We start from the raw sequence: 19,179 nt of genomic DNA, 5'->3' as shown, positions 1-19,179 counted from the left end.
CAGCGGCCTGCGGCCAGCGCCGGCGCAGCGCACGCCAGGCGGCATGGGCGGCGCGTTGCATCAGTTCGAAGCCGGGCGTGCCGGCGGCGATCAGGCGCGCATCGAGTTCGCGCACCTGGGCGGCGGTATACAGGGCGACAGGCAGGGCATCGGTCATCGGGGCAGGGATCATCGCGGCGGAATGTCTGGCAGAATTATACGCACCCGCCTACCAAGCCGTCGTACTCTCCGATGTCCAGTGCCGTTCTCGATCCCATCGCCCTCGCCCAGTCCATCAAGGAGTGGGGCCGCGAGCTCGGCTTCCAGCAGGTAGGCATCACCGATGTCGACCTCGGCGAGCACGAGGCGCATCTCGAAGCCTGGCTGGCTGCCGGCTACCAGGGCGAGATGGACTACATGGCGGCGCATGGCAGCAAGCGCTCGCGCCCGGACGAACTGGTGCCCGGCACGCTGCGGGTGATCTCGCTGCGCATGGACTACCTGCCCGGCGACACGCGCATGACGCAGCAGCTGGCCGCGCCGGAGAAGGCCTATGTGTCGCGCTACGCGCTCGGCCGCGACTACCACAAGCTGATCCGCAAGCGCCTGCAGCAACTGGCCGAGCGCATCCAGCAGGTGGTCGGCCCGTTCGGCTTCCGCGCCTTCGTCGACAGTGCGCCGGTGCTGGAAAAGGCCGCCGGTCAGCAGGCCGGGCTCGGCTGGATCGGCAAGAACACCCTGCTGCTCAACCGCAAGGCCGGCAGCTGGTTCTTCCTCGGCGAGCTGTTCGTCGACATCGCCCTGCCGGTCGACGAACCCACCGCGCGCGATCACTGCGGCAGCTGCCACGCCTGCCTGGACGTCTGCCCGACCGAGGCTTTCGTCGGCGAACGGGTGCTGGATGCGCGGCGCTGCATTTCCTACCTGACCATCGAACTGAAAGGGCCGATCCCCGTCGAGCTCCGCTCGAAGATCGGCAACCGCGTATTCGGCTGCGACGACTGCCAGATCGTCTGCCCGTGGAACCGCTTCGCCCGGCCCACCGAGCAGGGCGACTTCCAGCCGCGCCACAGCCTGGACAACGCCGAGCTGGCCACGCTGTTCCGCTGGAGCGAGGAGGAGTTCCTCAGCCGCACCGAGGGCTCGCCGCTGCGCCGCGCCGGCTACGAGCGCTGGCTGCGCAACCTGGCGGTGGGCCTGGGCAACGCGCCGTCGAGCATCCCGGTGCTGGAGGCGCTGCGAGCGCGCCGCGACGATCCCTCGGCGCTGGTGCGCGAGCACGTCGAATGGGCGCTGGCGCAGCACGCCGGCCGCGCACCGGACTGAAGCACTCGGCTAGGGGGCCGGTAGCGCCGCGGCGTCGGGTGCGGCGGCGCTCAGTTGGCGCAGCTCTTCGTCATCCAGCGTCTCCTGCTGCAGCAGGCGCTGGGCGCAGCGTTCCAGCGATTCGCGGCGCGCCTCCAGCAATGCCAGGCTGCGCTGGAAGGTCGACTGCACCAGTTCCTGCACCTCCTCGTCGATCGCCGTGGCGGTACTTTCCGCGTAGTCGTGCTGCGGCTTGAGGCCGAGCATCGCCTCGTTGCCGAGGAACGAATTGGGTTCGCGCTCCAGCGCCATGTGGCCGAGGCGCTTGGACATGCCGTAGCGGGTGACCATGGCGCGGGCGATGTCGGTGACCTTGGCCAGGTCGTCGGCGGCGCCGGTGGACAGGTGGGAGAACACCAGCCATTCCGCGGCGCGCCCGCCGAGCAGCACGGCCATCTTGTTCTCCAGTTCCTCGCGGGTCATCAGGAAGCGGTCCTCGATCGGTCGCTGGATGGTGTAGCCCAGCGCGCCCATGCCGCGCGGGATGATCGAGACCTTGTGCACCGGGTCGACGCCCGGCAGCGCCATGGCCACCAGCGCATGGCCCATCTCGTGGTAGGCGACGATCTCGCGCTCGCGCGGGTTGAGCAGGCGGTTGCGCTTCTCCAGGCCGGCGATGATGCGCTCGATGGCCGCGGTGAAGTCCTCCATCGCCACCGCCTCGGCGTTGCGCCGGGTCGCCAGCAGCGTCGCCTCGTTGACCAGGTTGGCCAGGTCGGCGCCGGTGAAACCGGGCGTCAGCGCGGCGATGGCCTGCGGATCGACGTCGCTGCCGAGCCGGGCCTTCTTCAGGTGCACCGCGAGGATCTGCACCCGGCCGACCTTGTCCGGGCGGTCCACCAGCACCTGGCGGTCGAAGCGGCCGGCGCGCAGCAGCGCCGGGTCGAGGATTTCCGGGCGGTTGGTGGCGGCCAGCAGGACCAGGCCGCTGGAGGTGTCGAAACCGTCCATTTCCACCAGCAGCTGGTTGAGGGTCTGTTCCTTCTCGTCGTGCCCGCCGGACAGCGGCCCGGCGCCGCGCGCACGGCCGAGGGCGTCCAGCTCGTCGATGAAGATGATCGCCGGCGCCTGCGCACGGGCCTGCTCGAACAGGTCGCGGACCCGCGCGGCACCGACGCCGACGAACAGCTCGACGAACTCGGAGCCGGAGATGGAGAAGAACGGCACCTTCGCCTCGCCGGCCACGGCGCGCGCCAGCAGGGTCTTGCCGGTGCCGGGCGGGCCGACCAGCAGCACGCCCTTGGGCATGCGTCCGCCGAGGCGGCCGTAGGTCTGCGGGTCGCGCAGGAATTCGATGATTTCCTTGAGTTCATCCTTGGCCTCGTCGACCCCGGCGACGTCGGCAAAGGTCACCTTCATGTCGGTCTCGACGTAGACCCGCGCCTTGCTCTTGCCGATCTGCATCATCCCGCCGCCGCCCAGGCCACTGCCGATGCGCCTGAGCAGGAACAGCCAGATGCCGAAGAACAGCGCCGCCGGGATGACCCAGGACAGCAGGTCGCGCACCAGCGTGCTCTCCACCTTGCCGGTGTAGCGCACCGGGTACTGCTGCAGATGCTCGGCCAGCTGTGGCTCGACGCGATTGGCGACGAAGCGCCGCTGGCCGCCCGGCAGCGGCTCCTTGAGCGTGCCCTCGATGCGCCGCTCGGTGATCGCCAGCTCGTCGACGCGGCCCTCCTTGAGGTGCTGCTCAAACTCGCTGTAGGGAATCACCGCCACTTCCTGCTGCAGGGACAGCAGGTACTGGATGCCGAGGAACGCCAGGATGGCGATCATCCAGTAGCTCATGTGGAATTGGGCCTGCTCTTTCACCCTTGCTCTCCTTATGCTGGCGACCACGCGCAACGCTGTCGGATGCCGGCATTATGCCTGCCGAAAGGGCCGGCGGCCTGGATACGGATCAGTGCTTTCTAGCTTGAAGCTCAAAAGCATCGCGCCGAGGTCGGGCCTCCCACAGGGTTCGATGTGCCAGGTTGCTTTTGTGGGAGGCCCGACCTCGGGGCGATGCAGGCCGAAGGACTGCCAAAAAGCCTGAGGCCTGAAGCTCAGAACATGACGCCCTTGCGTGACCCCACCGTCAAAGACCACCGCTGACGCCCAGGCTCACGCCCAGCACCGTCGCCAGGGCGAAAGGCAGCAGCAGGGTATCCACGACGGCGCTGGCCGGCAGGTCCAGCGCGGGATGCTTCGGCGCCTCGGCACCGAAGCGCTCGACCGGGCAGCAACCGCCATTGAGGCTGTACCAGTCCAGCCGGGTACCGGAATAGACGATCGGCGCACCGGGCTTGGCCGCATCCAGCGTGCGCAGCGTCGCGCAACCGCCGAGCAGGCTCAGCGTCGTCAGCACCAGCAGCGCCCGACCGATCATCTCAGTCGTCGCTGACGATATGGTGCTCACCCCAGCGCGGCAGCATGTCCTGCGGGATATCGAGCAGATTGAGAATGCGCGCGACGACGAAATCCACCAGGTCGTCGAGGGTCTGCGGCTGGTGATAGAAGCCGGGCGAGGCCGGCAGGATCACCGCGCCGAGGTTCGACAGCTTGAGCATGTTCTCCAGGTGAATGCTCGAATAGGGCGCCTCGCGCGGCACCAGGATCAGTTGGCGGCGCTCCTTGAGGGTGACGTCGGCGGCGCGTTCGATCAGGTTGTTGCAGGCGCCGGTGGCGATCGCCGACAGCGTGCCGGTGGAACAGGGAACGACGACCATGGCCGTCGGCGCGCCGGAACCGGAGGCCGGCGGCGCCAGCCAATCCTCCTTGGCGAACACACGGATCTGCCCCGCCGCCGCGCCGGTATATTCGGACAGGAACGCCTGCATCGCCTGCGGCTTGGCCGGCAACACCACGTCGGTCTCGGTGGCCATCACCAGTTGCGCCGCCTTGGAGATCAGGAAGTGCACCTCGCGGTCCTCCTGGATCAGGCAATCGAGCAGGCGCAGGCCGTATTGCGCGCCGGAGGCGCCGGTCATGGCCAAAGTGATGCGTTCCGGTCCGTTCATTCAATTTGCTCCTGATGCAATCCGCGTGGAAATGCCTGCGGCGATTTCCACCCTACCCGCGTCACCCGTAGGTGGAAAACCGCAAAGCGTTTTCCACCGCCGCAACCCTACGCGTGGAAAAGCCTCCGGCGTTTTCCACCCTACGCCAGGGCCTCGGCCAGTTTGCCGTGCAGGCCACCGAAACCGCCGTTGCTCATGATCACCACCTGGGTACCCGGCGCCGCGTCGGTCTTGACCTTGGCGATGATCGCCTCCAGCGAGTCGCAGACCGTAGTGGCGACCGGCGAGCCGGCCACCGTCGCCGCCAGGTCCCAGCCCAAATTCGGCGGCGCATACCAGATCGCCTGGTCGGCCAGCGCCACCGATTCGGCCAGGCCGTCGCGGTGCGCGCCGAGCTTCATCGAATTGGAACGCGGCTCGATCACAGCGATGATCGGCGTGTCGCCCACGCGCTTGCGCAGCCCGTCGAGGGTGGTGGCGATGGCGGTCGGGTGATGGGCGAAATCGTCGTAGAGGGTCACGCCATTGACCTCGGCGACCTTCTCCATGCGCCGCTTGACGCTCTTGAATGCGCTGAGCGCCTCGGCGCCCTGCTTCGGCAGCACGCCGACATGCCGCGCCGCCGCCAGGGTGGCCAGGGCATTGTCGACGTTGTGCCGGCCGGTCAGCGCCCAGTCCACCACGCCCTGCACGGCACCGTCGAAGATCACCTCGAAGCGCGAGCCGTCGGCGCTGAGCAGGTTGGCCTGCCACTGGCCGCCGTCCCCAGTGGTCTGCACCGGCGTCCAGCAGCCCATGTCGATGACGCGCTTGAGCGCTTCTTCCGACTGGGGATGGATGATCAGCCCTGCCCCGGCACGGTGCGCACCAGATGATGGAACTGCCGCTCGATGGCCGCCAGGTCAGGGAAGATATCCGCGTGATCGAACTCCAGGTTGTTCAGGATCACGGTCCGCGGGCGGTAGTGGACGAACTTGCTGCGTTTGTCGAAGAAGGCGCTGTCGTACTCGTCGGCCTCGACCACGAAGAACGGCGTGCCGCCCAGCCGCGCGGAAATGCCGAAGTTCTGCGGCACCCCGCCAATCAAGAAACCCGGGCTCATGCCGGCATGCTCCAGCACCCAGGCCAGCATGCTGCTGGTGGTGGTCTTGCCATGGGTGCCGGCGGCGGCCAGCACCCAGCGACCCTGCAGCACGTGGTCGGCCAGCCACTGCGGGCCGGAGACGTAGGGCAGGCCCTTGTTCAGCACGTGCTCCACCGCCGGATTGCCGCGCGACAGCGCGTTGCCGATCACCACCAGGTCCGGCACCGGCTCCAGGTGCGCCGGATCGTAGCCCTGCATCAGTTCGATGCCCTGGGCTTCGAGCTGGGTGCTCATCGGCGGGTAGACGTTGGCGTCGGAGCCGGTGACGCGATGGCCGAGTTCCTTGGCGAGCACCGCCAGCGAACCCATGAAGGTGCCGCAGATGCCGAGAATGTGGATATGCATGAGTGACCTCGAAAAGCGCCGCTGTCGAGCCCGCCGGAAGTGCTCCGACCCTCATCGACGGGCTGATGGATTGCGCCGCAGATTAGCACAGCGCACCCGCTACGGCGCCTGCTCCGCCTTGTCCGCGGCGCTGGACGGCCATGGCGGCAGCCCACCGGCGGCGACGCGCCGCACGTCGCTCAGGGAGCCGACCAACGGGCCTTGATCTACGCTGAATCCACAGCAGTCCACCACTATTACAAAATCCGGAGACCCGTCATGCGCTACGCCCATCCCGGCACCGAGGGTGCCAAGGTCAACTTCAAATCCCGCTACGGCAACTACATCAACGGCCAGTTCGTCGAGCCGGTGGGCGGCCAGTACTTCACCAACCTGTCGCCGGTCAACGGCCAGCCGATCGCCGAGTTCCCGCGCTCCGACGCCGCCGACATCGACAAGGCGCTGGACGCCGCCCACGCCGCCGCCGACGCCTGGGGCAAGACCAGCGTGCAGGCACGCTCGCTGATCCTGCTGCAAATCGCCGACCGCATCGAGCAGAACCTCGAACTGCTGGCCATCACCGAGACCTGGGACAACGGCAAGGCCGTGCGCGAAACGCTCAACGCCGACATCCCGCTGGCCGCCGACCACTTCCGCTATTTCGCCGGTTGCATCCGCGCCCAGGAAGGCACCGCCGCCGAGATCGACGAGCACACCGCGGCCTACCACTTCCATGAACCGCTGGGCGTGGTCGGGCAGATCATCCCGTGGAACTTCCCGATCCTGATGGCCGCCTGGAAGCTCGCCCCGGCGCTGGCCGCCGGCAACTGCGTGGTGCTCAAACCGGCCGAGCAGACCCCGCTGGGCATCAACGTGCTGCTCGAATGCATCGGCGACCTGCTGCCGCCGGGCGTGCTCAACGTGGTGCACGGCTATGGCCGCGAAGCCGGCGAAGCGCTGGCCTCGAGCAAGCGCATCGCCAAGATCGCCTTCACCGGCTCCACCCCGGTGGGCTCGCACATCATGAAACGCGCTGCCGAGAGCATCATCCCGAGCACCGTGGAGCTGGGCGGCAAGAGCCCGAACATCTATTTCGAGGACATCATGCAGGCCGAACCGGCCTTCATCGAGAAGGCCGCCGAAGGGCTGGTGCTGGGTTTCTTCAACCAGGGCGAGGTGTGCACCTGCCCGTCGCGGGCGCTGGTGCAGGAGTCGATCTACGCCCCGTTCATGGAAGCGGTGATGGCCAAGGTCGCGCAGATCAAGCGCGGCGACCCGCTGGACACCGACACCATGGTCGGCGCCCAGGCCAGCCAGCAGCAGTTTGACAAGATCATGTCCTACCTGGAGATCGCCCGCGAGGAAGGCGCCGAGGTGCTCACCGGCGGCGCCGCCGAGGCGCTCGAAGGCTCGCTGGCGACCGGCTATTACATCCAGCCGACGCTGCTCAAGGGCACCAACAAGATGCGCGTGTTCCAGGAGGAGATCTTCGGCCCGGTGATCGGCGTCACCACCTTCAAGGACGAGGCCGAGGCGCTGGCCATCGCCAACGACACCGAGTACGGCCTCGGCGCCGGCGTCTGGACCCGCGACATCAACCGCGCCTACCGCATGGGCCGCGGCATCAAGGCCGGCCGGGTGTGGACCAACTGCTACCACCTGTACCCGGCGCACGCGGCGTTCGGCGGCTACAAGAAGTCCGGCGTCGGCCGCGAGACGCACAAGATGATCCTCGACCACTACCAGCAGACCAAGAACCTGCTGGTCAGCTACGACATCAATCCATTGGGCTTCTTCTAGGCCACGGCGAAACGTAGGAGCCGGCTTGCTGGCGATCAGCGATACCGAGCCGCCATGATCGCCGGCAAGGACTCGGCGTCCCCCCCGGCCCCTACAGGCCCAGTGATGCCGCTCGAACCAGACGCCACGTGGCATCGCTGTGGTGCCGGTCGGGCACATGCGGCGCCGCGCTGGTGCAGCGCTCCTCGCCTCGGCAGGGCCGCCCCGCAAACGACGCCAGGAGAACGCAGGGCACAGGCTTTGCTTGGGCAATCCGTACTGTATCGACGGAGATCGCGATGGCCGGCTTTACCCATGGTGTCGGCGGCACCACCTGGCGCTTCGACAGCCTGCGCGAACTGCTGGCCAAGGCCAGCCCGGCGCGTTCCGGCGACTGCCTGGCCGGTATCGCCGCCGGCAGCGATGCCGAGCGCGTCGCGGCGCAGATGTGCCTGGCCGAGGTGCCGCTCAGGCGCTTTCTCGACGAGGCGCTGATCCCCTACGAAAGCGACGAGGTGACCCGCCTGATCATCGACGGCCACGACGCGGCCGCCTTCGCCCCGGTCGCCCACCTCACCGTCGGCGATTTCCGCGACTGGCTGCTCGGCGACGCGGCGGACGAAACCACGCTGGCCGCCCTGGCACCGGGACTGACGCCGGAAATGGTCGCCGCGGTCTCCAAGCTGATGCGCGTGCAGGACCTGATCCTGGTGGCGCAGAAGGTCCGCGTGGTCACGCGCTTTCGCAACACCATCGGCCTGCGCGGGCGGATGTCCACCCGCCTGCAGCCCAACCACCCCACCGACGACGGCGCCGGCATCGCCGCGAGCATCCTCGACGGCCTGCTCTACGGCAACGGCGACGCGGTGATCGGCATCAACCCGGCCACCGACAACACCCAGGGCATCTGCGAGCTTTTGAAGATGCTCGACGCCATCATCCAGCGCTACGAAATTCCGACCCAGGCCTGCATCCTCACCCACGTCACCACCTCCATCGCGGCCATCGAGCGCGGCGCGCCCGTGGACCTGGTGTTCCAGTCCATCGCCGGCAGCGAGGCGGCCAACGCCAGCTTCGGCATCAGCCTGGCGACCCTGCAGGAAGGCTACGCGGCCGGCCTGTCGCAAAAGCGCGGCAGCCTGGGCGACAACCTGATGTACTTCGAGACCGGCCAGGGCAGTGCGCTCTCGGCCAACGCCCACCACGGCGTCGACCAGCAGACCTGCGAGGCCCGCGCCTATGCGGTGGCCCGTCAGTTCAAACCGCTGCTGGTGAATACAGTGGTCGGCTTCATCGGCCCGGAGTACCTCTACGACGGCAAGCAGCTCATCCGCGCCGGGCTGGAGGACCACTTCTGCGGCAAGCTGCTCGGCGTGCCCATGGGTTGCGACATCTGCTACACCAACCACGCCGAAGCCGACCAGGACGACATGGACATGCTGCTGACCCTGCTCGGCACGGCCGGCATCAACTTCATCATGGGCATCCCCGGTTCCGACGACGTGATGCTCAACTACCAGACCACCTCCTTCCACGACGCGCTCTATGCCCGCCAGGTGCTGGGCCTGCGGCCGGCGCCGGAATTCGAGGAATGGCTGGCGAAGATGGACATCCTGCGCCAGGACGGCAACCGCCTGCGGCTCGGCCGGGAACTGCCCGAACCCTTCCGCCGGGCGCTGGAGCGGCTGGCGTGACGAGCCGGACCGCAAGGACCACAATTCGCGCCAACCGCTCAATCGGTGGAAAACGCTGCGCGATTTTCCACCCTACGCCGGCGCACCTCACCGCAGCCGTAGGGTGGAAAACGACCGCAGGTCTTTTCCACGCGTCTCGCCGTGATACCTGAAAACGAGGTAGCCATGTCCGACCGCTCCCCCGCCACCGAAAACCCCTGGCAGCATTTGCGCCAGCTCACCCCGGCGCGCATCGCCCTCGGCCGCGCCGGCACCAGCCTGCCCACCGCGGCGCAGCTGGATTTCCAGTTCGCCCATGCCCAGGCGCGCGACGCCGTGCACCTGCCGCTCGACTGCGCGGCGCTGGCCGGCGAACTGCAACGGCACGACCTGGAATATCTGCACCTGCACAGCGCCGCCGCCGACCGGCAGACCTATCTGCAGCGCCCGGACCTCGGCCGGCGCCTGGATGCGGCCAGCGCCACGGCGCTCGACGCGCGTGCCGGCGAGGGCTGCGATCTCGCCCTGGTGATCGCCGACGGCCTGTCCGCCCTCGCCGTGCAGCGCCATGCCTTGCCGATGGCCCTGAAGATCGCCGAGCACTGCCGCACCGAGGGCTGGTCGCTCGGCCCGATCGCCCTCGTCGAGCAGGGCCGGGTCGCCGTCGCCGACGAGATCGGCCAGCGCCTGCGGGCGCGCATGGTAGTGATCCTGCTCGGCGAGCGCCCCGGGCTCAGCTCGCCGGACAGCCTCGGCCTGTACTTCACCTGGGCGCCGCGGGTCGGCCGCCACGATGCGCAACGCAACTGCATCTCCAATATCCGCCCCGAAGGCCTGAGCTACAACCTGGCCGCCCACCGCCTGCTCTACCTGATGCGCGAAGCCTGCCGCCGCCAGCTCTCCGGCGTGCAACTCAAGGACGAGGCCGAGCTGCCGACGCTGGAGGGCGCGCCCGGCGCCGGCAACTTCCTGCTCGGCTGAGCCGCTTCAGGCCGTGGCTAGCATGCGGGCTCACGCCGAGCGCGCCGCTCCGCACATCGCTCTGCGAAGACCTGCCAGCCCGCCCACGGCGGTAGGCTCGTGGCGGCACGCCCTACGCGTCCGGCAGCACCAGCACCGCCTCGATCTCGAACAGCATGCCGTCCAGCGCCAGGAGCGGCACCGGGATCAGCGTGCAGGCCGGCTTGGGTTGCGCCCCCAGCGCGCGCACCAGCTCCTCGCCGAATACCTGCAGGCGCGCCTCGCTATGGTCGACGACGAGCACGGCGAGCTTGGCGATGCGGTCCGGCGTGCCGCCCACCGCTTCGATGGCAATGCACAGGTTGGCCAGGGCCTGGCGCACCTGCTCGCGGAAATCGGTGGACAGGCGGCCATCGGCGGTTTCGCCGCCCTGCCCGGCGATAAAGGCGATCCGCGCGCCGGGCGGCAACAGGGCCACGTGGGAATAGCCGTTGGGCGCCGGGTCGTAGAGCCCCGGTGGATTGAGCAATGTCAGGCCGCTGCGGCCCGCGAGCGAGTTCATGGCGTGCTCCTATCGATCGTTGTTGCGCAGGTCGGCGAAACGTTCCAGCGCGTGGCCCAGTGCCGTATCGAGATCGCCGGACCGGTACTGCCCCGGTTCGCGGCCGAAGGCAATGTTGAGCCGGTTCCAGCCGTTGATGACGATGATGGCGAAGGTCAGCCGAGTAATCGCGCGAGGCGAGAAATGCGCGGCCAGTTCACCGTAGCAACGGTCGAGGGTTTCGCCAGCCGGCAGTCGGGTGAGCGCCTCGGTCCAGGCCAGCGCCGCCCGCTCGGCCGGGCTGTAGACGTTGGCCTCGCGCCAGGCCGGCAGCAGATGCAGGCGCGGCAGCGGCGTATCCAGCGCCAGCAGGTCCTTGCTGTGCATGTCGACGCAATAGGCACAGCCATTGAGCTGCGAGGCGCGCAGCTCCATCAGCGCCAGCAGCTGCGGCTCCAGGTCGGATTCGCGCAGGTAGCCGCTGATGGCCGTCAGCGCCTGCAGCGGCAGTGGGTCGGCATGCTTGAGGTAATCGAGTCGAAGGGTCATGGCGTACTCCAGCGTATGTCGGAAGCGACACGACCAGGACGCAGCCCGGAGGCAATCTGTGACAGCGCGCCTCTTCCGCCGGCGGGCTGTCACAGCGCGCCGCGCCGCTGCGTCCATACTGGACGCACAAGACGAGGAACCACCGTGCAAGACAAGGCCGATTTCTATCAAAGGCTGCGCCCCAGGCTGCTGGGCCTGGCGTACCGCCTGCTGGGCAGCCGGGTCGATGCCGAAGACCTGCTGCAGGACGCCTGGTTCAAGTGGAGCGAGGCCGACCCGGCAACGATTCGTGATGCCGAGGCCTGGCTGGTCACCGTGGTGACCCGGCAGGGCATCGATCAGCTGCGCCAGCGCCGCGCCCGCCGCGAAGACTATTTCGGCCCCTGGTTGCCCGAACCGCTGCTGGGGCTGGGCGACAACGAGGCCGAGCGATTGCTCGACCGGCATGGCGACCTCTCCATGGCCTTCATGGTCGCGCTGGAGCGGCTGGCGCCCGAGGAGCGCGCGGCCCTGCTGTTGCGCGAGGTGTTCGACTGCAGCCATGACGACATCGCCGAGGTGCTGGGCAAGAGTACGGTGGCCAGCCGGCAGATCGTCAGCCGGGCGCGCAAGCGGGTGCGCGACGAGCAGCCGCGTTTCAGCGTCGACCACCAGGCCCACCGGCGGCTGGTCGAGCGATTCGCCGAGGCCCTGCTCGGGCAGGACAGCGACGCCTTCGTCAGCCTGCTGGCCGAGGAAGTGAACTGGATCGCCGATGGCGGTGGCCGGACCACCGCCGCCTCCAAGGTGGTGCGTGGCATCCGCGCCGCCACACGCCTGGCCAACGGCATCGCCCGACGCGCCGCCGGCCAGTGGAGCGCCCACATCGAAAGCATCAACGGCGAACCCGGCGTCGTCGTGCGTTGCGGCACGCAGATCCGCGCCGCGATGACGCTGGTCAGCGACGGCCAGCGCATCCTGCGCATCTATTCGGTGGTCAACCCGGACAAGCTGGGGCCGGCGGCACGGCAACCGGCGTACTGACTTGTCGCCCGCCGGCCGCGCGCTTAATGTGGTCGCCCTTCCGGCAGGACCTCGTCCATGTGGTCATTACGCGCCTGGCAGCGCAAACGCATCCTCGCCCGCAACCCGGTCGACGCCGACCTGTGGCAGCGGGTGCTCGACAGCCTGCCGATCCTCGATGGCCTGGGCGACGACGAACTGGCCCGCCTGCGCGAGCGCGCCGTGCTGTTCCTGCACGACAAGCGCCTCACCGCGCTGCCGGGCGTCGAACTGCAAGCCGAGGGCCGCCTGCGCCTGGCGCTGCAGGCCCAGCTGCCGCTGCTGCACCTGGCCGACCTCGGCTGGTACCGCGGCTTCCATGAGATCGTGATCTACCCCGATGACTTCCTCAGCCCGCAGAAGCACCGCGATGCCGCCGGCGTCGAGCACGAATGGGACGCCGAGCACAGCGGCGAGGCCTGGCTGCAGGGCCCGGTGATCCTCGCCTGGCCTGGCGTGCAGGAAAGCGGCGGCTGGGAAGGTTACAACCTGGTGATCCACGAGCTGGCGCACAAGCTGGACATGCTGGGCGGCGATGCCAACGGCCTGCCACCGCTGCACCGGCAGATGCGCATCGACGCCTGGGCCGGCGCCATGCAGGGCGCCTACGACCGGCTCAACGCCGCGCTGGATGCCGACCCGGAGGCCGAGACGCCGATCGACCCCTACGCCGCCGAGAACCCGGCCGAATTCTTCGCCGTCACCAGCGAATACTTCTTCAGCGCGCCGGACCTGCTGCACGCCGCCTTCCCCGAGGTGTACCGCCAGCTCGCCGCGTTCTATCGGCAGGATCCGCTCGCCCGCCTGCAGCGGCTGCAGGCCGAACACGCGGACTACAGGGAACCTGCCTGAGCCGGCGCCGTCGAAGCCGGCGTGGCAATGCAGGCGCCAATGCGCCTATAATCGCGCCCACTTTTTTCGCCCCAGGCCGCGCTGGCCGATCACGGAGCCCATCGTTCATGAGCTACAGCAAAGTCCCGGCTGGCAAAGACCTGCCGAACGACATCTACGTCGCCATCGAGATCCCGGCCAACCACGCGCCGATCAAGTACGAGATCGATCACGACACCGACTGCCTGTTCGTCGACCGCTTCATGGCCACCCCGATGTTCTACCCGGCCAACTACGGTTTCATTCCGCACACCCTGGCCGACGACGGCGACCCGCTGGACGTGCTGGTGGTGACCCCCTATCCGGTCGCCCCGGGCTCGGTCATCCGCTGCCGCCCGGTCGGCGTGCTGAACATGACCGACGAAGCCGGCGGCGACGCCAAGCTGATCGCCGTCCCCCACGACAAGCTGAGCCAGCTGTACGTGGACGTGAAGGAATACACCGACCTGCCCGCCCTGCTGCTCGAGCAGATCAAGCACTTCTTCGAGAACTACAAGGATCTCGAGAAGGGCAAGTGGGTCAAGGTCGAGGGCTGGGGCAACGCTGACGAAGCCCGCGCAGCAATCACCAAGGCGGTTGCGGCCTACCAGAAGTAAGCCAACGCCACCCCCTGAAAGCCGGCCACAAGCCGGCTTTTTTATGCCCGCAGGTTTATCCGCCACCCGCGGGGCACGTTCAGAGCCAGCTTGAGGGGGTATTCGAAGACCAGGTAGAGGCGGTCGATGTCAGCCCCGGCCTGGGCGTCGTTGCCGCGATGGCTGACATGCGCCAGGTTCAGGCTGAGGTCCTTCGCCGGACCGGACGGGACGACGTAGCGCAGCTCCAGGTCGCGCTCCCAGTGGCGCCCGCCCCTGCCCTGCTGCGGGACGGGCAGGCCGCTGAGCGGGTCCAGCGGGTTGTAGGCGCCGCCGACCGGCGCCTTGCTGCCGTCGATGCCGCGCCCGCTGACATAGCGCGCCATGAAGGTCAGCCCGGGAATGCCGAAGGTCGCCAGATCCAAGTCGTAGCGAGCCTGCCAGGAACGCTCGTGCGGGCCGTTGAAGTCGGCGTACTTGATCGAATTGGCCAGGTAGATCGAGTCGCCGCCGACGAAATCGAACGGCGTGTCGCCGCGCACCTGCTGGAAGGCGACGCTGAACGCCTGGCTGCCGAGCCGGTACCTGGCCAGCAGGCTCCAGGCCAGGGTATCGATGTCGCCGGCGCGGGCGTCGCCCTGTTCGCGGGTCTTGTAGAGGTTGCCGTCGAGCGTCACGGCATCCTGCTGGTAGCTCAGGTTGAGGTAGCCCTGGCGCCAGGTGTCGTCCAGTTGCGCGGCATAGAGCGCGGCGCCGAACGGCGCATCGCTGACGAGGCGGGCGCCGACGAAGCCGATCGCGCTGTTGCGGGTGGACGCCCCGTAGCCGTCGAAATCGCCGTGCCCGGAACTGGCGTTCTGGTTCTTGAAGCGGGTGAACCGCCCCGCCTGCAGGTGCAGGTTGGCGAGGTCCTCGCTGTCGAGCAGCAAACCGCTGGCGTATTCGGGCTGCAGGCGCTTGTCGCCCGTGTCGAACACCGGCGTCTCGACGGTCATCTCGCCATAGCGGAGCAGGCTTTGCCCCAGACGCAGCTTCAGCGCCGCGCCGGCGCTGGAATAGTCGTCGGCGGCGCGGCCATCGCCATCGCGCGGCAGCAGGCCGGTGCCGGCGTGCCCACGGCCGCCGTCCAGCTTGAGGCCGAGAAAACCATGGGCGTCGACGCCCAGGCCGAGGGTGCCGGGGGTGAAGCCCGACGTGACCTCGGCGATGAAGCCTTGCGCCCACTCCTGCTGGTAGCTCTGGTCAGAGCCGGAAGGGCTGCGGAAATCGTTGTGCAGGAAGTAGTTGCGCCCCAGCAGGGACCAGGCGGCATTGTCGCCGGACGGGCTGACGGGAACCGCCCAGGCCTCGAACGTGGCGGCCAGTAGTGCCGGCAAAACCAGACGTTGTACGGCCAGGGCCATGCCTGCCAGCCTCCTCGGGAAGAAAACGGGCCGAAAGCCGGCTCGCTGGTGACGACCAACAATAGCCGATCAGAAGGCGAAGCAGGAGCAGCCGAAGGCGCCCCAGAAGCCCGGGTAATCGCTGACCGGCACAGGCGCCGACGACACTACCCGGCGCGCATCATGCGGGGCAGCGCTTCCAGCACCTCGGCCTGCAGAGCGCGTCATTTGGCCGCGGCGATCCAGGCCACGCAATAGCTTGCAGGGCCGAGGCCTAAGCCCTCGTGCAGCGTTTCAAAAGATTTCACACACAGACAAAGGGGGGATTTCCTCGCCTCATCGGCTCGGCTATGGTGGCGTTCAAACATCATGGACGTGACCGATGAGTCGGGCTCTTCTCTTGCTTGTCTGCATGACCCTGCTGGGCTGCCAGCCGCAGGCGGATTCCCTGCGCATCGGGACCAACCGCTGGCTCGGTTATGCCCCGTTGTACCTGGCCGACGACCTGGGCTGGACGGCCCCCAGCGGCCTGCGCCTGGTCGAGTACCCGAACACCACCGGCGTGCTGCGCGGCTTTCGCAACGGCTTGCTGGATGCGGCGATGCTGACCCTCGACGAAACCCTCGCCCTGCAGGACAGCGCCGGCGAACTGGACCTGGAAATCATCCTGGTCAGCGATGTATCGGCAGGTGCCGACGTGCTGTTCGCCCGCGCGCCGGTGACCACCCTGCGGGATCTCAAGGGCCGGCGCATCGGCGTGGAAAACACCGCGCTGGGCGCCTACATCCTCTCGCGGCTCCTCGATCAGGCGCAGTTGCACATCGACGATCTGAGCGTGGTCAGCCTGCCGGTGCACGAGCAGGCCGCGGCGTTCACCGCCAACCGTGTCGACGCCGTGATCAGCTTCGCCTCGGAAGGCCCGGTGCTGGAAGCCCAGGGCGCCCGGCGAATCTTCGACAGCCGCCTGCTGCCAGGCGAGATCGTCGATGTCATGGTCATCGACCGCCGCCGGGTCAGCGCCGAACAGCGCAGGCGGCTCAAGGCACTCTGGCTCGATGCGCTGCGCACCTGGCAGGAAACCCGCGATGAGAGCGATCCACGCCTGCGCAAGCGCCTGGGCCTGAGCGCCGAAGCCCTGCAGGTCACCCTCGACGGCCTGCTCATGGGCGATGCCCCGCTCAACCGCGAGTGGTTCGAGGGCGGCCAGCTGAAGCGCAGCATCGAGCAACTGAGCCAGTACATGAGCGAGCGGCGCCTGCTGAGCGGTACCGGCCGGGCCGACGGCTCATCGCCCGCTGCGGGGTGAGTGCATGCTGACGCAACTGTCGCTACGCAAGTCGCTGCCATTGCTGCTGGGGCTCTTCGGGCTACTGTTCACCATCCTGCTGACCGCCTGGCACCTGCCCACGCGGATCGAAGAGACCCTGACCCACTGGCGCAACCACACCCATCAGCATTTCAGCCTGCTGCAGAGCAGCCTGAGCGACCACCGCCGCCTGGGGCGCAACGCCGAACTGGAAACCGAGCTGGCCGACCTGGCCAGCCTGCAAGGGGTGCGCTGGGCGATGGTCATCGACCAGCAACTGCAGGTGATCGCCACCACCCGCCTGGGCCTGGATCCACGGCAGCTCAGCCTGATCACGCCCGCCGAGCTCGGCACCTACGTGGGTAATGGCCGTGCCGGCTGGATCGGCCAAGCCCCCGATCGGCAGCTGGCCGTCTACCCGCTGGACCGGGTCGCGGACGATGGCACGCCGCTGCGCGAAGCCCTGCTGGTGGAATACGATTTCACCCCGATTCTCGCCCAGACCAAGTACGAGGCCTGGTTCTACCTGGCCCAGACCCTGGCCCTGCTGCTGTTGCTCGGCCTGGTCCTCAATCTGCTCTACAACCGCCTGCTCACCCGCCGCCTGGCACGCATCGACCAGGCCGCCCGCCGCTTCGCCGTCGACCAGCAGCCGCAGCCGCCGGCAATCGGCGGCAGCGATGAAATCGGCCGGCTCGCCGCCACCCTCAGCCGCATGATGCGCCAGCTGCATGAGCGGCAACTGGCGCTGAGCGAAAACGAGCAACTGATGCGCGACCTGATCGACACCGCCCCGGTCGGCATGCTGGTGGTCGACCGGCAGCTGCGCGTCCAGCAGGCCAACCCGGCCGCCGCCGCCCTGTTCGGCTGCACGCCCGCCGAGCTGGTGGGCAACCTGCCCGACGACCGCCTGGCCGAGGCCGACGCCACCGCCCGCATCCTGGGTACGCCGCTCAACACGCCGCTCGAGCTCAGCGGCCGGCGCCACGGCCATGAAGTCCCGCTGGAGATCACCTGCACGCCGTTCCAGCGCGCCGGTGCGCAGCACTACCTGATCCTGCTGCGCGATATCGGCGATCGCCTGCGCGCCGAACAGCGCCTGCGCTTCCTGGCCCATTTCGACCCCCTCACCCAGCTCGCCAACCGCCATTATCTGGTGCAGCGCATGGAGCAGTTGCTCACCGCCCGGCTTCCGCTGAGCCTGCTCTACCTCGATCTCGACCACTTCAAGCGCATCAACGACACCCTCGGCCACGAGATCGGCGACAAGCTATTGGTACAGATCGGCGAGCGTCTCGGCCGCCTGGCGCCGCCCCCCGCGCTGCTGGCCCGCTCCGGTGGCGATGAATTCATGGTGCTGCTCGAGGGCTGGCGCATCGAGCAGGCCGAGCAACTGGCGCAGCGCATCGTCGAGGGCTTCAGGCCGCCGGTGCGAATCGGCCAGTACGAATGCTTCATCAGCCCGAGCATCGGGGTTGCCGAAAGCGATGGCCGGCACAGCGTCAACGACCTGCTCAAGCAGGTCGACCTGGCGCTGTACGCGGCCAAGGACGCCGGCCGCAACTGCACTGCCAGCTACAGCGAGGAACTCAGCGCCGCCGCCGCCCGCCGCCGGCAGCTGGAGCAGGCCCTGCGCCGCGCGCTCGACCAGCAGGAGTTCGTGCTGCACTACCAGGCGCAGGTCAACACCCAGGGCGAACCCGAGGTGATGGAGGCGCTGCTGCGCTGGTGCTCGCCGGAACGCGGGCTGGTGCCCCCGGGGGAATTCATCCCGGTGCTCGAAGACAGCGGCATGATCATCGAGGCGACGCGCTGGGTGTTCCGCGAAGCCTGCCGGCAGGCGCGGCAGTGGCACGACATGGGCCATGCGCTGCGCATAGCGGTCAACCTGTCGCCGCTGGACTTCCGCCAGGCAGACCTGGCCGGTAGCCTGCTGGCCATTCTCGAAGAAGAAGGCACGCCGCCGCACCTGCTGGAGCTGGAGATCACCGAAAGCGCGCTGCTGGAAGCCGACGAACACGTGCAGCAGACGCTCACGCGCCTCAAGGCCGCCGGCATGCCACTGCTGCTGGACGACTTCGGCACCGGCTATGCCTCGCTGACCTACCTGCAGCGCTTTCGTTTCGATGGCATCAAAATCGACCGCGAGTTCGTCGCCGGCCTGCCGGACAGCGAACAGTCGGTCGCGCTGGTGCGCGGCATCCTGACCATGGCCAGCCATCTCGGCCTGCACGTGGTCGCCGAAGGCGTCGAGAACGAGCGCCAGGCGGCCTTCCTGCGTCTCAACGGCTGCCCCAGCCTGCAGGGCTACCACTACGCCCGCCCGCTGCCTGCGGACCAGTGCCGGCTGGCGCGCCGGGGGCCGCTGCCGGTCAACCTGCAGTTGCCGCTGGACGGCTGACCCGGGCCGAGCGCCGTACGAGACGCTGGCCGGAAGGCCATGGCTTGGATACCCTGCATCCTTTTGGTGCATGGATGGCTAAATGGTGTTCGAGATTCTGCTACTGATCGCCGCCGGTTTTGCCGCGGGTGGAATGAATGCCCTCGCTGGCGGCGGTACCTTCTTCTCCTTCCCCGCCCTGCTCGCCATCGGCCTGCCGCCGGTGACCGCCAACGCCACCAATGCCGTGGCACTCTGGCCGGCCAGCCTCGCCGGCGCCTGGGCCGCGCG

The 19,179-nt window shown here is 68.3% G+C and carries 15 protein-coding genes and 3 pseudogenes; 10 read left to right on the top strand and 8 right to left on the bottom strand.

Annotation, left to right across the window (positions count from 1 at the left end; genetic code table 11):
- Positions 1-157, bottom strand: a pseudogene (locus tag BAY1663_RS24105) (bifunctional ADP-dependent NAD(P)H-hydrate dehydratase/NAD(P)H-hydrate epimerase); the annotation flags it as partial.
- Between the two features lie 74 nt (positions 158-231).
- On the opposite strand from BAY1663_RS24105, the gene queG reads away from it, so the two are divergent.
- Complete coding sequence (gene queG / locus BAY1663_RS18445; protein ID WP_037043542.1) at positions 232-1,305, top strand: tRNA epoxyqueuosine(34) reductase QueG; 1,074 nt, start codon at positions 232-234, stop codon at positions 1,303-1,305.
- A 9-nt stretch (positions 1,306-1,314) separates the two neighbouring features.
- On the opposite strand, the gene ftsH is transcribed toward queG, so the two are convergent.
- From ftsH to mpl, 4 genes and pseudogenes are all read right to left on the bottom strand, one after another.
- The gene (ftsH, locus tag BAY1663_RS18440) at positions 1,315-3,156 is read right to left on the bottom strand and encodes an ATP-dependent zinc metalloprotease FtsH (protein ID WP_037043540.1); all 1,842 of its coding nucleotides are present in this window, start codon (positions 3,154-3,156) and stop codon (positions 1,315-1,317) included.
- Between the two features lie 265 nt (positions 3,157-3,421).
- On the bottom strand, positions 3,422-3,712 hold the full coding sequence (locus BAY1663_RS18435; protein ID WP_037043538.1) for a YceK/YidQ family lipoprotein: 291 nt from the start codon (positions 3,710-3,712) through the stop codon (positions 3,422-3,424).
- A gap of 1 nt (position 3,713) precedes the next feature.
- Positions 3,714-4,343 carry a flavin prenyltransferase UbiX gene (ubiX, locus tag BAY1663_RS18430; RefSeq protein WP_037043536.1) on the bottom strand — a complete coding sequence of 210 codons (630 nt, stop codon included), beginning with the start codon at positions 4,341-4,343 and terminating at the stop codon, positions 3,714-3,716.
- A 140-nt stretch (positions 4,344-4,483) separates the two neighbouring features.
- A pseudogene (mpl, locus tag BAY1663_RS18425) lies at positions 4,484-5,832 on the bottom strand (UDP-N-acetylmuramate:L-alanyl-gamma-D-glutamyl-meso-diaminopimelate ligase).
- A 258-nt stretch (positions 5,833-6,090) separates the two neighbouring features.
- Here mpl and BAY1663_RS18420 point away from each other — a divergent pair.
- The 3 genes from BAY1663_RS18420 to eutC all read left to right on the top strand — a co-directional run bounded on the left by BAY1663_RS18420 (position 6,091) and on the right by eutC (position 10,244).
- Positions 6,091-7,611: an aldehyde dehydrogenase family protein gene (locus BAY1663_RS18420; RefSeq protein WP_037043535.1), complete on the top strand. Its 1,521-nt coding sequence runs from the start codon at positions 6,091-6,093 to the stop codon at positions 7,609-7,611.
- 278 nt (positions 7,612-7,889) lie between these two features.
- Positions 7,890-9,284: an ethanolamine ammonia-lyase subunit EutB gene (locus BAY1663_RS18415; protein WP_037043533.1), complete on the top strand. Its 1,395-nt coding sequence runs from the start codon at positions 7,890-7,892 to the stop codon at positions 9,282-9,284.
- Positions 9,285-9,449: 165 nt separating this feature from the next.
- Positions 9,450-10,244: an ethanolamine ammonia-lyase subunit EutC gene (eutC, locus tag BAY1663_RS18410; protein WP_037043531.1), complete on the top strand. Its 795-nt coding sequence runs from the start codon at positions 9,450-9,452 to the stop codon at positions 10,242-10,244.
- A 112-nt stretch (positions 10,245-10,356) separates the two neighbouring features.
- Here eutC and BAY1663_RS18405 read toward each other — a convergent pair whose 3' ends face one another.
- Both BAY1663_RS18405 and BAY1663_RS18400 read right to left on the bottom strand, forming a co-directional pair.
- Entirely contained in the window at positions 10,357-10,785 is a 429-nt protein-coding gene (locus BAY1663_RS18405) for a RidA family protein (RefSeq protein WP_037043529.1), read from the bottom strand.
- Positions 10,786-10,794: 9 nt separating this feature from the next.
- Complete coding sequence (locus BAY1663_RS18400; protein ID WP_037043527.1) at positions 10,795-11,313, bottom strand: carboxymuconolactone decarboxylase family protein; 519 nt, start codon at positions 11,311-11,313, stop codon at positions 10,795-10,797.
- A 144-nt stretch (positions 11,314-11,457) separates the two neighbouring features.
- On the opposite strand from BAY1663_RS18400, the gene sigJ reads away from it, so the two are divergent.
- From sigJ to ppa, 3 genes are all read left to right on the top strand, one after another.
- Complete coding sequence (gene sigJ, locus BAY1663_RS18395) at positions 11,458-12,336, top strand: RNA polymerase sigma factor SigJ (RefSeq protein ID WP_037043526.1); 879 nt, start codon at positions 11,458-11,460, stop codon at positions 12,334-12,336.
- Between the two features lie 57 nt (positions 12,337-12,393).
- Positions 12,394-13,206, top strand: a complete 813-nt coding sequence (locus tag BAY1663_RS18390) for a zinc-dependent peptidase (protein ID WP_037043524.1) — start codon at positions 12,394-12,396, stop codon at positions 13,204-13,206.
- Positions 13,207-13,313: 107 nt separating this feature from the next.
- The gene (gene ppa / locus BAY1663_RS18385; protein ID WP_037043522.1) at positions 13,314-13,841 is read left to right on the top strand and encodes an inorganic diphosphatase; all 528 of its coding nucleotides are present in this window, start codon (positions 13,314-13,316) and stop codon (positions 13,839-13,841) included.
- Between the two features lie 41 nt (positions 13,842-13,882).
- Here ppa and BAY1663_RS18380 read toward each other — a convergent pair whose 3' ends face one another.
- Positions 13,883-15,223, bottom strand: a complete 1,341-nt coding sequence (locus BAY1663_RS18380) for an OprD family porin (protein WP_051497184.1) — start codon at positions 15,221-15,223, stop codon at positions 13,883-13,885.
- A 361-nt stretch (positions 15,224-15,584) separates the two neighbouring features.
- Here BAY1663_RS18380 and BAY1663_RS18375 point away from each other — a divergent pair.
- The 3 genes and pseudogenes from BAY1663_RS18375 to BAY1663_RS18365 all read left to right on the top strand — a co-directional run.
- Positions 15,585-16,519, top strand: a pseudogene (locus BAY1663_RS18375) (ABC transporter substrate-binding protein).
- Positions 16,513-18,909 (top strand): bifunctional diguanylate cyclase/phosphodiesterase, encoded by a 2,397-nt coding sequence (locus BAY1663_RS18370; protein WP_037043517.1) that lies wholly within the window; start codon positions 16,513-16,515, stop codon positions 18,907-18,909. Before BAY1663_RS18375 ends, BAY1663_RS18370 begins: the two are co-directional and overlap by 7 nt.
- A gap of 82 nt (positions 18,910-18,991) precedes the next feature.
- A partial coding sequence (locus tag BAY1663_RS18365; RefSeq protein WP_037043514.1) for a TSUP family transporter occupies positions 18,992-19,179 on the top strand: 188 nt, incomplete at its 3' end.

Source organism: Pseudomonas sp. BAY1663 (assembly GCF_000582595.1).
GTDB classification, from domain to species: Bacteria; Pseudomonadota; Gammaproteobacteria; order Pseudomonadales; family Pseudomonadaceae; genus Stutzerimonas; species Stutzerimonas stutzeri_AF.
This window is presented reverse-complemented; position numbering and strand designations above follow the sequence as displayed.

Coding starts and splice junctions, on each gene's coding strand:
- queG (WP_037043542.1), top strand. CDS start 232: ATGTCCAGTGCCGTTCTCGATCCCATCGCCCTCGCCCAGTCCATCAAG.
- BAY1663_RS18435 (WP_037043538.1), bottom strand. CDS start 3,712: ATGATCGGTCGGGCGCTGCTGGTGCTGACGACGCTGAGCCTGCTCGGC.
- ubiX (WP_037043536.1), bottom strand. CDS start 4,343: ATGAACGGACCGGAACGCATCACTTTGGCCATGACCGGCGCCTCCGGC.
- BAY1663_RS18420 (WP_037043535.1), top strand. CDS start 6,091: ATGCGCTACGCCCATCCCGGCACCGAGGGTGCCAAGGTCAACTTCAAA.
- BAY1663_RS18415 (WP_037043533.1), top strand. CDS start 7,890: ATGGCCGGCTTTACCCATGGTGTCGGCGGCACCACCTGGCGCTTCGAC.
- eutC (WP_037043531.1), top strand. CDS start 9,450: ATGTCCGACCGCTCCCCCGCCACCGAAAACCCCTGGCAGCATTTGCGC.
- BAY1663_RS18405 (WP_037043529.1), bottom strand. CDS start 10,785: ATGAACTCGCTCGCGGGCCGCAGCGGCCTGACATTGCTCAATCCACCG.
- BAY1663_RS18400 (WP_037043527.1), bottom strand. CDS start 11,313: ATGACCCTTCGACTCGATTACCTCAAGCATGCCGACCCACTGCCGCTG.
- BAY1663_RS18390 (WP_037043524.1), top strand. CDS start 12,394: ATGTGGTCATTACGCGCCTGGCAGCGCAAACGCATCCTCGCCCGCAAC.
- ppa (WP_037043522.1), top strand. CDS start 13,314: ATGAGCTACAGCAAAGTCCCGGCTGGCAAAGACCTGCCGAACGACATC.
- BAY1663_RS18380 (WP_051497184.1), bottom strand. CDS start 15,223: ATGGCCCTGGCCGTACAACGTCTGGTTTTGCCGGCACTACTGGCCGCC.
- BAY1663_RS18370 (WP_037043517.1), top strand. CDS start 16,513: ATGCTGACGCAACTGTCGCTACGCAAGTCGCTGCCATTGCTGCTGGGG.